9 protein-coding genes are annotated in these 14,730 nt (G+C 64.4%); 7 read left to right on the top strand and 2 right to left on the bottom strand.

Features of this window, described 5'->3' with window-relative positions; translation table 11 throughout:
• The first annotated feature begins 202 nt into the window (after positions 1–202).
• Positions 203–2,173, top strand: a complete 1,971-nt coding sequence (locus AC4BBN_RS14140; RefSeq protein ID WP_490592605.1) for a methyl-accepting chemotaxis protein — start codon at positions 203–205, stop codon at positions 2,171–2,173.
• A gap of 121 nt (positions 2,174–2,294) precedes the next feature.
• Here the strand turns inward: AC4BBN_RS14140 and polA are convergent, their stop codons facing one another.
• Positions 2,295–5,090, bottom strand: coding sequence for a DNA polymerase I (gene polA, locus AC4BBN_RS14135; protein WP_490592604.1), 2,796 nt, complete (start codon positions 5,088–5,090; stop codon positions 2,295–2,297).
• 197 nt (positions 5,091–5,287) lie between these two features.
• Between polA and AC4BBN_RS14130 the strand changes: the two genes are divergently transcribed.
• The 6 genes from AC4BBN_RS14130 to AC4BBN_RS14105 all read left to right on the top strand — a co-directional run bounded on the left by AC4BBN_RS14130 (position 5,288) and on the right by AC4BBN_RS14105 (position 12,238).
• Positions 5,288–6,295, top strand: a complete 1,008-nt coding sequence (locus AC4BBN_RS14130) for an iron-siderophore ABC transporter substrate-binding protein (protein ID WP_490592603.1) — start codon at positions 5,288–5,290, stop codon at positions 6,293–6,295.
• Positions 6,292–7,320: a FecCD family ABC transporter permease gene (locus AC4BBN_RS14125; RefSeq protein WP_490592602.1), complete on the top strand. Its 1,029-nt coding sequence runs from the start codon at positions 6,292–6,294 to the stop codon at positions 7,318–7,320. The genes AC4BBN_RS14130 and AC4BBN_RS14125 overlap by 4 nt, the downstream gene beginning before the upstream one ends.
• A complete protein-coding gene (locus tag AC4BBN_RS14120) occupies positions 7,317–8,345 on the top strand; it encodes a FecCD family ABC transporter permease (RefSeq protein ID WP_490592601.1) in 1,029 nt (342 codons plus the stop codon). Before AC4BBN_RS14125 ends, AC4BBN_RS14120 begins: the two co-directional genes overlap by 4 nt.
• Positions 8,346–8,349: 4 nt before the next feature.
• Complete coding sequence (locus tag AC4BBN_RS14115) at positions 8,350–9,153, top strand: ABC transporter ATP-binding protein (RefSeq protein WP_490592600.1); 804 nt, start codon at positions 8,350–8,352, stop codon at positions 9,151–9,153.
• Positions 9,154–10,165: 1,012 nt separating this feature from the next.
• Entirely contained in the window at positions 10,166–10,681 is a 516-nt protein-coding gene (locus tag AC4BBN_RS14110) for a hypothetical protein (RefSeq protein WP_490592599.1), read from the top strand.
• A 255-nt stretch (positions 10,682–10,936) separates the two neighbouring features.
• Positions 10,937–12,238 (top strand): UDP-N-acetylglucosamine 1-carboxyvinyltransferase, encoded by a 1,302-nt coding sequence (locus AC4BBN_RS14105; protein ID WP_490592598.1) that lies wholly within the window; start codon positions 10,937–10,939, stop codon positions 12,236–12,238.
• A 207-nt stretch (positions 12,239–12,445) separates the two neighbouring features.
• Here AC4BBN_RS14105 and AC4BBN_RS14100 read toward each other — a convergent pair whose 3' ends face one another.
• Positions 12,446–14,578 (bottom strand): TonB-dependent siderophore receptor, encoded by a 2,133-nt coding sequence (locus AC4BBN_RS14100; protein WP_490592597.1) that lies wholly within the window; start codon positions 14,576–14,578, stop codon positions 12,446–12,448.
• Positions 14,579–14,730: the final 152 nt, after the last annotated feature.

Below are 14,730 nucleotides of genomic sequence, written 5' to 3'. Positions count from 1 at the left end.
CCGGCACTGGCTCAGCCCCCGCAATAAAAAGAATTGCAAGATATACATCTCGCGCCGCAGAATGCCCGCTCGGTCACCAGCAGAATGCAACAGGTTCTTATTTCGGTATGAAATTTGCGTGCATTTTTTCTTGGTTAAGTAAATGCCGCTGATTTAAACCCTACACTGTTTGTAGTTATTTGTAACTACTGGGACCTGATACATGAGCACTAGACACCCTAACTACGACGCCGGCTTCGGCTCCTTCTTTCGGTACCACGGTTGGCTAGCTCCTGGTGTCAAGCTCTTCCGCTCCATCAGCTTTCCTGCAAAAGCCGCCTGGATATCCATCATGCTGGTGATACCGCTGGCACTGCTGGTATGGCTATTCTGGCAACAGACCAGCGACCAGATCAACATCACCCAAAGCGAGCAGCAAGGCATTGCGTACGTAACGCCAATCACAGAATACATTGCAGCGGCACAAAACCTGCGCCGCTCGGCCACAGCCAAATCGGCTGACATGGCCGAGATGCAAACCAAGGCCAATGCCGCGTTCGAGAAAGTTGTAGCCCAGCAAAAATTGTTCACTGCATCAGCAACTGGCAGCAACAACAGATTTCAATCGCTGAGCAAGGCGCAGAGCGCCATTGCGCAGGCGCCTGTTGCGGCCACCCTTGAGGAAACGTTTGCAGCCCACTCCGCTGTGATCCATGAAGCCCTCAGACTGATCAGCGACGTCGCAGACGACGCACAGCTATCGCTGGACCCGGAACTGGAGAGCTACCACGTAATGAATGTGGGCGTGCTTCTGGGCCCCAAATATTCAGAACAACTGGCACGGCTACGCGGTCTGGGCTATGCGGCCATGGCAAGCAAAGAGCCTTTGGCACCCAAGGTATCTGAGCTTCTGCACGAAAACATGTCTTTGATTGAATTCATCGACGAGCAAGTTGAAAACTCCTACCGGCTGGGCGTAGAAGACTTTCCCGAAGTCGCCAAAACATTCGACATGAAGGGTGTGGACGACTCCCGCGGAGCCTTACTCAAAGCCATCGAAACAGACATTCTGGGCGAGTCCATCAAAGGCGACCCGGCGGCATTCTTAGCCATGGCTACAACGGCAGTGGATAAGCAGCGCGCCATTGACCTGCAACTGCGCGAACTCTTGAATGGCATGCTAGATGCGCGCATGACCCGGTTGAAGCGCGCTTTCTTCAGCGAACTGGGCATTTGCCTTTTATCCATCGCCCTGGCCGTGTACCTGATGCTGGCTTTCTACAAGGTCATGATGGGCGGCCTGCAAGAGGTGTCCGGGCATTTGACCGAAATCACCAAGGGCAACCTCACCACCGCGCCCAAGCCCTGGGGTACGGACGAAGTGGCGCAGCTGATGCTCACCATGGGTGCAATGCAGCTCAGTTTGCGCAAAATTGCCTCCAGCGTGCGAGAAGGTGCTGGCAGCGTACAGACTGCCAGCGACGAGATCGCCTCGGCCTCGCTGGACCTTTCGCAGCGCACTGAATCGAATGCCGCGAGCCTGGAGAAAACGGCTGCCAGCATGGAGCAAATTACCGCTACCGTGAAACACACGGCCGACTCGGTACAAGGTGCCACCAGCATCGTGCGTGAAAACGCGGCCTCGGCTACCCGTGGCGGCGAGGTGATCAGCCAAGTGGTGAAAACCATGGACGGCATTCGTACCTCGTCCAACCAGATCGGTGAAATCATTGGCGTGATCGATGGCATTGCCTTCCAGACCAACATCCTGGCACTGAATGCAGCGGTAGAGGCCGCACGCGCCGGTGAGCAAGGCCGGGGTTTTGCCGTGGTGGCGTCAGAGGTGCGCTCGCTGGCCGGCCGTTCGGCCGCAGCGGCCAAGGAAATCAAGACCCTGATCTCTGCCAGCATCGAGCAGGTGGAAGTCGGCACCCGGGTAGTGGCCGAAGCCGGCACCACCATTGGCGAAATTGTGGCCAACGCCGGCAAGATCGACACCCTCATGGGCGAAATCGCTACCGCCACCCGTGAACAGACCCAGGGCGTCGCCGAAGTTGCCACCGCCATCCAAGACCTGGACCAGTCCACCCAGCAGAATGCAGCGCTGGTGGAGCAAACCGCCTCGGCTGCCAGCAGCCTGGCCGAGCAGGCACAACGCCTGACCGACGACGTCGCGTTCTTCAAGTTCAAGTAACGGGGTTGCCGCCGGCTCCCTGGCATGGGAGCCGGCGGTATCACATGCCATTCAGGCCTTCAGGCCTTCAGGCCACCAGCGCAGACAAATACTGCGCTAGTAGCTATCAAAAAAATAGCAATCAATGGGCCTTGTCCCAGTTCGGGCCCACTCCTACTTCGGCCAGCAAGGGCACCTTCAAATCGGCCACACCGGCCATCAGGCGCGGGATCTCGGTGCGCAGCCATTCGACCTCGCCCTCAGGCACTTCGAACACCAGTTCATCGTGCACCTGCATGACCATCTTGGTGCCACGCTTCTCGTCATCCAGCGCCTTCTGCACCGCCACCATGCTGAGCTTGATCAGGTCGGCGGCCGTGCCCTGCATGGGCGCGTTGATGGCGGCGCGCTCGGCACCCGCGCGGCGCGGGCCGTTGGGTGAATTGATCTCGGGCAAGTACAAGCGCCGGCCCAGCACGGTTTCCACATAGCCCTGCTCCTTGGCCAGGGCCTTGGTTTCGTCCATATAGGTTTTGACGCCGGGGTAGCGCTGGAAGTAACGGTCGATGTAGTTTTTAGCAGCCGTGTTGTCGATGCCCAGGTTGCGCGCCAGGCCATAGGCACTCATGCCGTAGATCAGGCCGAAGTTGATGACCTTGGCGTAGCGGCGCTGCTCGCTGCTGACCTGCGCCACCTCCACGCCAAACACCTCGGCAGCAGTGGCGCGGTGCACGTCTATGCCTTCATGGAAGGCGCGCAACAGCGACGCATCGCCGCTGATGTGGGCCATGATGCGCAGCTCGATCTGCGAATAGTCGGCGCTGGCAATCAGGCTGCCTGCGGGGGCTACGAAAGCCTCACGCACGCGCCGGCCTTCGGGCGTGCGGATAGGGATGTTTTGCAGGTTGGGGTCGTTGCTGCTGAGGCGCCCGGTCACCGCCACGGCCTGAGCGTAGTGGGTGTGCACCCGGCCACTGCGCGGGTTCGCCAGCAGAGCCAGCTTGTCGGTGTAGGTGCCTTTGAGCTTGCTCAAACTGCGGTGTTCCAGAATCTTGGCCGGCAGCGGGTAGTCTTCGGCGAGCTTCTCCAGCACTTCTTCGTCGGTACTGGGCGCGCCGGTCGCGGTCTTCTTGACCACCGGCAGGCCCAGCTTGGTGAAGAAGATTTCGCCGATCTGCTTCGGGCTGCTGAGGTTGAACGGCTGGTCGGCCAGCACATGGGCTTCGGCCTCCAGCTGCAGGATGCGCGCGCCCAGCTCGCCGCTCTGCTTGGCCAGCGTGGGCGCGTCAATCAGCACGCCGTTGCGCTCTATGCGGTACAGGGCTTCGCTGGAGGCGATCTCCAGCTCGTAGATGCCGCGCAGCTTGGCATCGGCCTGCAGCTGCGGCCACAGGAAGCGGTGCACGTCCAGCGTCATGTCCGCGTCTTCGCAGGCGTATTCGGCGGTCTTTTCCACGTCCACCTGGTTGATGGTGAGCTGGTGCACGCCCTTGCCGCACAGGTCTTCAAAGCTGATGCCGCTGCGGCCCAGGTGGCGCTCGGCCAGACTGCTCAGGCCGTGCGGCTTGTGCACTTCCAGCACATAGCTTTGCAGCATGGTGTCGTGGGCGTAGCCCTGCACTTCGATGCCGTGGTTGGCGAACACATGGCGGTCGTACTTGATGTTCTGGCCCAGCTTCAGTTTGGCCGGGTTCTCCAGCCAGGGCTTGAGGCGTGCCAGCACCTCGTCGCGCGGCAGCTGGGTGGGTGCGTCGGGGTAGTTGTGCGCCACCGGCACATAGGCGGCCTCGCCCAGCGTCACGCTAAAGCTGATGCCGACGATCTCGGCCACCATTTCGTCGATGGAGTTGGTTTCGGTGTCCAGCGCCACCAGCTCGGCGGCTTCCAGCTTGGCCAGCCAGGCGTCGAATGCTTCCCAGGTCAGCACATTGTCAAAGCCTGGCGTGCGGCCACGCACTGCGGCGGGTTCGGTCGGTTCATCGAACAGGCCAGGCTCGGCGGGCGAGGCGGCCTTGGGTGTTTTGGCCGGCTTGGCCGGTGCCGGCTCGGCGGCTGCACCGTCCAGCTTGCTGGCCAGGCCCTTGAAGCCGTATTGCTCATAAAAAGCCTTCAGCGCGCCCGTATCTTGTGCGGTGTACGCTAGCAAATCTAGAGCAGGCAGCCCTTCGATGTGCTCCACCAGGTCGCAGTCGGTCTTGATGGTCACGAGGCGGCGGCCCTGGGGCAGCCAATCCACGGCATTGCGCAGGTTCTCGCCGGCCACGCCTTTGATCTCGGTCGCGCGCTCCATCAGCGCGTCCAGCGAGCCGTATTCCATGAGCCACTTGGCGGCTGTTTTGGGCCCCACTTTGGCCACGCCGGGCACGTTGTCCACGGTGTCGCCCACCAGGGTCTGGTAGTCCACCATCAGGCTGGGCGGCACACCGAACTCGGCCGTCACGCCCGCTACGTCGCGGCGCTTGCCATTCATGGTGTCGATGATGGTCACATGCTCATTCACCAGTTGGCTCAAATCCTTGTCACCGCTGGAGACAATCACCTCAACGCCCTGGTCGCCGGCCACCCGGGCCAGCGTGCCGATCACGTCATCGGCCTCCACGCCCGGCACGGCCACCACCTTCCAGCCCAGCAGGCGCACCACTTCGTGCACTGGCTCGATCTGGCTGCGCAGGTCGTCCGGCATGGGGCTGCGCGTGGCCTTGTAGGCGGGATACCACTCGTCGCGAAAGGTCGGGCCCTTGGCGTCGAAGATGCACACCGCGTAGTCGGCACGCACCTCTTTGCGCAGGCTGGTCATCATGTTGACCATGCCGCGGATGGCGCCGGTGGCCGCGCTGGTGGGGTCGCCGGGCACAGCGCGCAGGTCGGGCATAGCGTGGAAGGCGCGGTACAGGTAGCTGGAGCCATCGACCAGCAGCAGAGTTTTCTTGTTCGTCATGGGGGCATTTTGCCTGCGGGGGGCGCGGGCTTGTCCGCAGGTAAAGCCTCACCACAGCCATGCTATACAAAGCATAGCTGCTAGCGCAGACATTACCTGCGCTAGAGGCACAAAAGATATGTAAACGCTGCAGCGGTCTTCAAACAAACTTTAATTACAATCAATTCTTATTACCATTTGCATTTAAGAATCCCCGCATGCCTTCTTCACGCTGCCGCCGCAGCTTCCTGGCCTTGCTGCTCTGCGGGCTGGCCGCCGGCGCTGGCGCAGCCGACAAGGCCCCGGCCAAGCCTGCCGCCCCGCGCAAACTGGCCGCCGAGCTGGGCAGCGGCGCTGCCGACGGCGTCTTCCCCCGCACCGTGGCCCATTACCTGGGCACAACCACGCTGGCCCGGCAACCGCTGCGCGTGGCCGTGCTATCCACCGGCCAGAACGACGGCCTGCTGACCCTGGGCCTGGTGCCCGTGGGCACCACCCGCGACGACCAGGGCCGGCTATATGCCGATTACCTAGTCCAGGGCTTTGCCAGCCGCCAGGCCGAGATGCGCCGCTCTGCCGACCTGGGCGTGCGCAGCGCGCCCGACCTGGAGGTGCTGGCCGCCCTGCGCCCCGACCTGATCCTGGTCAACAAGGCCATGCTGACGCCGCAGATGCACGCCCTGTACCAGCGCATCGCGCCCACGGTGGTGACGCGCGGCAACGGCGTGAACTGGAAGATCGACTTCCTGCTGCTGGCCGACGCCCTGGGCCGCAGCGAGCAGGCCCGCGCCTGGCTCAAGCAATACCACGCCGATGCCAACGCGCTGGCCCAGCACTGGCAGGCGGATAGCGCCCCCAGCGTCTCCTTTGTACAGGCCAATGCGGTGCGCAACCGCGTGATGGGCGTACGCTCGTTCGCCGGCAGCATTGCCGAAGACGCCGGCCTGCAGCGCCCGCCCAGCCAGCGCTTCAACGGCAATTCGCAGGACATCAGCGGCGAGCTGCTCGACCAGGCCGATGCCGACTGGATCTTCTACGCCGCACGCGACAAGTCACTGCCCGGCCTCACCGGCTCGCCGCTGTGGGCGCGCCTGCGCGGTGCCGCCCAGGGCCACGCCGTGCGCGTGGGGCTGGACCCGTTTTATCTGAACGCCGGCCCGCTGGCGGCGCGCACCGTGCTGGATGCGCTGGCCCGCACAGCCTCTACTGCCCTGCCCACTCCATGACCGTCTTTCCTTCCGTCACCCCGGCGCGCCGTGCCGCCCGGGGCCTGGGCCTGCTGTTGCTGCTGGCCGCGCTGATCGGTTTGGTGCTGGCCAGTATTTCGCTCGGCTCGCGGCCGATTCCCTTGGCCCGTTTATGGCAACTGCTGTGGCAGCCGGACGGCAGCGTGGAATCCGCCATCGTCTGGCAGATGCGCATGCCACGCACCGCGCTCGGCCTGGCCGTGGGCGCGGCCCTGGGCGTGGCTGGCGGGCTGATGCAGGCGCTGACGCGCAACCCGCTGGCCGACCCAGGCCTGCTGGGCATCAACGCCGGCGCCGCGCTGGCCGTGGTGCTGGCCATGTCGGTGCTGGGCATAGGCAGCTACATCGGCACTGTGGGCTTTGCGCTGCTGGGTGCGATGCTGGCCGCCGTCGGCGTGTATGTGCTGAGCAGCGGCGCAGCCCCCAGCGCGCAGCGCGTGCGCCTGCTGCTGGCGGGCATGGCCATCAGCGCCAGCCTGGGCTCGTGCACCGGCATCGTCACCCTGTTCGACAGCAATACCTTCGACGCCTACCGCTTCTGGGTGGTCGGCGCGCTGGATGGTCGCGGCACCGACGTGCTGTGGCCCATGCTGCCCCTGGTGCTGGTGGGCTGCGCGATTGCGCTGTGGCAGGCGCGTGCGCTGGACGCCATAGCGCTGGGCGACGAGTTCGGCCAGGCCTTGGGCCTGAGGCTCAAGCCGGTGCGCGTATGGAGCTTCATCGCCATCGCCCTGCTGTGCGGCGCTGCCACGGCCGCTGCCGGGCCGATTGCCTTTGTCGGCCTGATGATTCCGCATGCGGTGCGCCTGCTGGTGGGGCCGCACTGGCGCTGGATACTGCCCTACGGTCTGCTGGCCGGCCCGGTGCTGGTGCTGGGCAGCGACATCGTGGGCCGGCTGATCGCGGTGCCCAGCGAGATCGAGGTGGGCATCGTCACCGCCTTCATCGGCGCGCCGGTGCTGCTGGCCCTGGTGCAGCGCAGCCGGCGCGGGAGCGCGGTATGAGCTTGAACATCAGCACCGGCATCTGGGCCGAACTCGCGCACCGCCGCACCCGCATCGTGCTCGGCGTTTTACTGGTCGCCGGCCTGGCCGTCACCCTGCTCGGCCTGCGCCTGGGCAGCTACGCCATGCCCTGGGGCCGCTTCTTCGCCACGCTGGCGGGCGGCGGTGAAGACATGGGCCGCATGGTTTTACTGGAGCTGCGCCTGCCGCGCGCCTTGGTGGCCCTGGGCGCAGGTGCAGCACTGGCCATGGCCGGCGCCATCTTCCAAAGCCTGTCGCGCAACCCGCTGGCCAGCCCGGACATCATCGGCCTGACAACAGGATCGGCCACCGGCGCGCTGGTCACCATTCTGTGGCTGGGCGACAAGGCGCTCAACTTGCCGCTGGGCGCGTTGGTCGGCGGCTTGGCCACGGTCGCGCTGGTCTATCTGTTCAGCCTGCAGCGCGGCATGCAGGGGCAGCGCCTGGTGCTGATCGGCCTGGCCGTCGCCGCTATGCTGGCCTCGGTCAACGACTTCCTGCTGACCCGCGCCGAGCTGGACCAGGCCCTGGCCGCCAAGATGTGGCTGCACGGCAGCCTGCAAGGCAGCGGCTGGCTGCAGGCCCGGCGCCTGGGCCTGGGCTGCGCCCTGCTGCTGCCGCTGGCCTGGCTGCTCAGCCCCCGCCTGCGCCTGCTGGAAATAGGCGACGAACTGGCCACCAGCCTGGGCCTGAACGTAGGCCGCAGCCATACTTACCTGACCCTGGTGGCCGTAGCGTTGACCGCGCTGGCCATCGCCTGCGCCGGGCCGATCGGCTTCATCGCGCTTGCCGCGCCACAGCTCGCGCGCCGCCTGTGCCGCGCGCCGGGCATCGGCCTGTGGGCCGCCGCCCTGGTCGGCGCCGTGCTGTGCGCCAGCGCCGACCTGCTGGCCCGGCTGTTGCTGGCGCCTTTCCAAATTCCCGTCGGCCTGGTGACCAGCGCGCTCGGTGGCGCCTATTTGACCTATTTACTCGCCCGCGAATGGCGAAGCCACGATCTTTGAGCTTATGCAAACACCTTCTGCTTGTCGCCTCCGTGGCGAAGACCTGACCCTGGCCTACGGCACCACCCACGTGGCCGAGCACCTGAGCGTGGCCATCCCCGACGGCGCCTTCACCGTCATCGTCGGCCCGAACGCCTGCGGCAAATCCACCCTGCTCAAAGCCCTGGCGCGGCTGCGCACACCGCAGGCCGGCCAGGTGTATCTGGACGGCGCGCAGATCGGCAGCTACCCCACGCGCGAAGTCGCGCGCCGCCTGGGCCTGCTGCCGCAAACTGCCATCGCCCCCGAAGGCATACGCGTGGCCGAGCTGGTGGCGCGCGGGCGGCACCCGCACCAAAGCCTGTTCGGCGGCTGGACGGCCAAGGACGACCGCATCGTCGCCCAGGCCCTGCGCGCCACCGCTATCGAAGACCTGGCGGACCGCCTGGTGGACGAACTCTCCGGCGGCCAGCGCCAGCGCGTCTGGGTGGCCATGGTGCTGGCGCAAGACACGCAGTTGCTGCTGCTCGACGAGCCCACCACCTACCTCGACCTGGCCCACCAGATCGACCTGCTGGAACTCTTCCGCGACCTGAACCGCCACCAGGGCCGCACCCTGGTCGCCGTGCTGCACGACCTGAACCACGCCTGCCGCTACGCCGACCACCTGGTCGTCCTGCGCCAGGGTCAGCTGGTGGCCCAGGGCGCGCCGAAGGACATCATCACGGCGGCGCTGGTGGAGCGGGTGTTTGATCTGCCGTGTCGCATCATTGAAGACCCGGTTTCGGGGACGCCGCTGGTGATACCGGAGGGGCGCGTGCGGGGGTGATGGGTAGGCGGTTACTCTCAAATTAATAGCTGGCTGTGCAGGTAGATCCTGCATTGGTGGGCGATTGGGTTTGAACCTTTAGGTTGAACTTTGACTGCCAACATCCCCGGCCGGGATGTGCGCCCGGCGGCGCAGTAACGTTTCTTTTGCGTGGCCAAAAGAAAGTCACCAAAGAAAAGGCCAGCCGAAGTCGTCGCCCCTTCGCTGCGCTACGGGTACGCTGCGTTGCTCGGTCTGGCCGGGGTCCTGCTCGAACTCGGCCTACGGCCTCAAACAATCGCAGGCCCTGATCCGCCCAGCCCTGCGCTACTCGCCGACGCCACACGGCGTGGGTGCGGACAGCCGGCCCGGCAAGCCGGGCATCGCGCCGCAGGCGCGAAGAATCCCCGTCGCGCCCTAGGCGCGATGCGGTGCGACGCACCGCCGATCCCGGTCCCCGAGGTCCCCCTCTGGATGCGCCGAGGAGCGCCGCGCCAAGTGGATCAGGGCCCGCGACTGTCTGAGGCCAAAGGCCGAGTTCGAGCGGGACCCCACTTGGCGTGAGCACCACAGGTTCCCCGACGCGATAGCGGCGGGGCGCAGACAGTGGGGGCGCCTTTCTTTTGGTGACTTTTCTTTTGCGCAAAAGAACAAGTTACTCGCCCGCCGGGGCGAACTCCCGGCCTGCGGCGACTGTGACGCCCACAGCCGCAAATACCGCCCACAACCAAGAAAACCGGCTCCAGAGCACACTTCACCTGCGCAAGCAGCTACGAAAAAAGAGCATTTAGCCCTTAACCCATTGAAGACAAGCTACAGGCAGCCAGAGTAGTCGCAAGACTTCATCGGGCTATAGTGAGCAACTGTTTGTCTGCGGTGTTTGTCAAAATTTTTATACCTGTATAAAAAACTAGGGCGCCCTACGGAAAGCCAATCAGCAAGCCACTTCCAGGAAATTTTGATGACCAATATAGACGGCAGCGAATTTTTTATCCCGCAGGTTTTGCGGTCTACATTACGTTAGAGCGCACAAATGAGTACCACCCCATGGGAACGTCAAGGATGCCGCGCTTGCCGTGCAGCGTGGAACACCCCGAGTCGCGAGCCACTGATATTCCAGGGCACCAACCTTGAACGCCACGCGCACCTACACCAGTGCGGCCGCTGTGGTGTGTATTGGGAGGAGGGCGAGCGTTATGCGTCGGAAATCTCGGGAGAGCAAGCCTCCGAGTTTCTGCTAGGTGTGCAAATGGAAGCGAAGGCCCGGGAAATCCTGGCAGATCTAACAGAGTCCTTCTACGGCCCGGAGGTCGTTTACGAGCTTTCTAACGACCTCCACAAGTTTCGAGTTGAAGGACGGCCACCGCACTGGATCTATCTGTCTCGCGATTTCGTTGATGACCACACGGCGTTAGAGATTGTTAGCTTTTTACCGCCTGACGACTTGGTTGAGGAACTGAAGCAGTCGGAGCAGAGCCGTTGGTTATTCATCGGCTCACACGGAGTGCGTGATGTTGACGATGCGTTCGGACGTGGCCATGCGCTCTAACATTTCGCTCCATCGGACCGCCTTCGGCGTCCGCTGAGCTCGCACGTTAAGCTTGGCACCAAGGCCCACCCTACAGTGACAAAACGTCACCCCACGCGCTACACAAACCGTAGCTATCCGCGCAGATAAATAAAGCTCCACCGCCTGATTTCGCCGGTAAACACGCTAGCCGCCCGTGACGCATTGGTTACGCGGGCTCGCCCAGGGCCATGGATAATTCGCCAGCTTTTCCATCCCCCCTCTCTCCACGCCCCCATGTCCAACCTCATCGTCCACGGCGGTACGCCTTTGCGCGGCCGCATCACCCCTTCTGCCAACAAGAACGCCGTGCTGCCGGTGCTGTGCGCCACGCTGCTGACCTATGAGCCGCTGCGGCTGCTGGGGGTGCCGGACATTACCGATGTGCGCAAGATCCTGGACATCTTCCGGCTGCTGGGCAGCGAGGTGCAGATGGACTATGCGACCGGCACGCTGGAGCTGCACCACCGCGAAACCGTGTTCGACGCGGCGCGGCACCGGCTGCCGGAGGAGATGCGCTCGTCCATCATGCTGGTGCCGCCGCTGCTGGCGCGCTTTGGCGTGGCGCGGCTGGAGGACAACGTGAAGGGCTGCACGCTGGGCGTACGCGAGATCGACCCGCACATCGACGTGTTCCGCCAGTTCGGCGGCCTGGTGGAGCGCAGCGAAGGCTCGCTGCTGGTGCGCTGCCGCGGCCCGCTGACGCCGACCGACCACTGGCTGGACTACGCGTCCGTCACCACCACCGAGAACTTTGTGCTGTGCGCGGCCTCGGCCAGCGGTGTATCCACGCTGACGAATGCCGCGTCGGAGCCGCATGTGCAAGAGTTCTGCCGCTTCATGCAGATGATTGGCGTGCAGATCGAGGGCATGGGCACCTCCCGCGTGACGGTGCACGGCGGCGGCACGCTAGGTGGCGGCGAGTACCGCTTTGACGAAGACTTCCACGAGATCACCACCTTCCTGGCGCTGGGCGCGATCACCAGCGGCGACGTGGTGGTGCGCAACAGCGCGCCCGAGAACTTTCCGCTGATCGACCGCACGTTTGCCAAGTTCGGCGTGCACATCACGCATGAAAACGGCTGGTCGCGCGCCGACTGCCCGGGCGCGTTGAAGGTGCAAACGCCGTTCACCAGCAATGTGCTGACCAAGGTAGAGGCCGCGCCCTGGCCTTACTTCCCGGTGGACCTGCTGCCTATCTTTGTCGCGCTGGGCGTGAAGGCGCAGGGCAATGCGATGTTCTGGAACAAGGTGTATGACGGCGCCATGGGCTGGACCACCGAGCTGTCGAAGTTCGGCGCGCATGTGTACCAGTCGGACCCGCACCGTATCGTCAGCTTCGGCGGCAGCCCGCTGACGCCGGCGGTGGTGGAAAGCCCCTACATCATCCGCGTGGCGATTGCGCTGTTCATGGTGGCCGCCAGCGTCAACGGCCGCTCCGAGATCCGCAACGCCACGCCGATCCGCCGCGCGCACCCGGGCTTTGTGGAGAACCTGCGCAGCCTGGGCGCGCAGGTGGAGTGGGCAGCGGACGAGTAACTTGCTACTGAATCCATAGCTACTGGCGCAGGTAGTTCCTGCGCCAGGCTCATATTTCACGCTCAATTTCGGGCGGAACACCTGGCTTGAAATAACGTGAGCAGCCCCCCAGAGATACCACGGAACTGGCTTCGCCAGGCCGTAGGTATCGCCCCCTGCAAGGGGGTTGGCATAGCGACACGCAGTGCGCGCAGCCTGGGGGTGTTCCTATAAATCCAGCTTGAACGTCAGCTTGGCCGTGCGCGGTGCGCCCGCAGCCAGGCGTGTCCCTCCAGCAGCCCAGTATTCCTTGTCGGCCACGTTGTCCACGTTCAGCTGCCAGGTGGTCTGGTAGCCGGCCAGGCGGGTGGCGTAGCGGGCGCCCAGGCTGTACAGGGTGACGCCGCCCAGCCAGGCCTGGTTCAGGTCGTTCACCGGGCGGCGGCCGGTGTAGTAGGCGCCGCCGTTCACGGTCAGGCCGGGCACGCTGTCCAGCGCGTACGACAGAAAGGCGCTGCCGGTGTTCTTGGCGGTGTTTTCCGGGCTCTTGCCGTTGTAGTCGGCGTTGATGTTGTCGAACTCGGCGTCCAGCCACTGGGCCGAGGTTTGCCAGGACAGCTGACGGGTGAGCTGGCCCTGGGTGGACAGCTCCAGGCCGGTGTAGTTTTGCCGGCCGTCCGCCGTATAGATGTTGCTGGTGGTGGTGTAGTAGCCGGGGCGGCTGATGTGGAACAGCGCGGTGGACAGTAGCGTGCCGCCGGGCGTGCGCCAGCGCATGCCCAGTTCTTTTTGCTTGCTGACGCCCGGTGCTAGGCGCTCGCCCGCGTTGGCCGTGCCGGTGGGCGCGGTGTCGCCCTGCTCCAGGCCGTTGGCGAAGGATGTGTAGAAGGACAGGTCGGGCGTCAGCTTATAGACCAGGGCCGCCATGGGCGTAGTCTTGCTGTCGTCGTAGTGGGCGCTGCCCTGGTCGCTTTGGTAGCGGCTTTGGCGCAGGCCCAGCATCAGCTGCCACTGGCTGGACAGCTGCAGCTGGTCCAGCGCGTACAGACCTGTGTCCACGGTGTCCAGCGCGGCGGTGGTCGGGGTGGTGGGCACCGCGCCATAGGTCACCGTGGTAATGGGCAGCGGGTTGTACAGGTTTTGCGAGGCGATGGTGTAGGTTTGCTGGTATACCGGGTCCTGGCTGTAGCGGGTGCGCGTGGCGCCCAGGGTCAGGCCGTGCTGTACGCCCAGCGCGGCAAAGCTGCCAAACAGCTCGGCGCGCAGCAAGTCCGAGCTGGCCTGCAGGTTCTGGATGTTGCCCTTGATGCTGCCCGCGCCCGAAGCCACGCCCGCGTTGTTGGCAAAGCTGAAGATGGCCAGCTGGCGGTCGCGCTCGACCTGGGACTGGCCGGCCTCCAGCGTCAGCCCCCAGTTGTCGCTCAATGCGTAGTCGGCGCGCAGCTGGGCGTTGGTGGTTTCGGCCTCAAAAGTGGACCAGTTGGGGCCCACCAGCTTTTTGGCATCGACCGCGCTGGGCAGGGTAATGACGCCGTTCACCGCTTTGGGCAGGGCCACGCCGACCTGCTCGGTGGTCTTGCGGTGGTCGTATTCCAGGTCGGCGCGCAGGGTCAGGCGGCTGTTCACGCGCCAGTCAAAGGCAGCGGACGCAAAGCCACGGTTGCCGTTGCCCGCGCCGTCCAGATACGAGCCCAGGGAACCACCGGCGGCGTTGACGCGCAGGCCGTACTGCTGGTCGTCACCAAAGCGCCGGCCCAGGTCCACCGTGGACAGGGCCGTGCCGTACTGGTCCACCACCAGGCCCAGCGATGTCACGGGCTGGGCGCCCGCGCGCTTGGTCACAAAATTGACGATGCCGGCTGGCGCAGTGAAGCCGTAGTACAGCGCCGACGCGCCCTTGAGCACTTCGACGCGCTCCTTGTTCTCCATCGGAATTTGCGAGAAGTTCAGCAGCGGCATGGAGCCGTTGAGCCGGTAGTTGGTGCGGTTTTCCACTCCTATGCCGCGGATCACCAGCTGGTCCCAGGTTTCGCCGCCGTTCTGCTGGCGGGTGACGCCGGCGGTGTTGCGCAGCGCGTCGTACACCCCCGCCGCGCCCTGCTGGTCCAGCACCTCGCGGGTGACCACGTTGACGGTGGACGGCACGTCCATGATGTCCGAACCCCGGAAACTGCCGGCCTCCACCGTTTCGGGCACAAAGCCTTGCGCCTTGGTGGCCCGCACGGTCACGGCGGAGAGGCTGGGCGCGTCGGTAGCCTTGGCGGGCTCTGCAGGCGCAGCCTCCTGGGCGTGCAGGGCCTGGCTACCGTAGGCGATGGTCAGGAGAAAAGGGAGATGGCGCAAGCGGAAGGAGCGGTTCATGGTCGGGACAAAGCGGCAAAGGGAAAACCCTGCATTGTAGTAATGCAAATAACAATTGTTTGCATTCATGAAATACCGCTTGGTAAAGGCGATAGCTGTCCCGATCGGCCCTGCCGAGTGCAGGGCTTGCTGCGGATCGAATCGCTATGAAA

The sequence above is a fragment of the Rhodoferax sp. SPJ21 genome (assembly GCF_058216335.1).
This window is presented reverse-complemented; position numbering and strand designations above follow the sequence as displayed.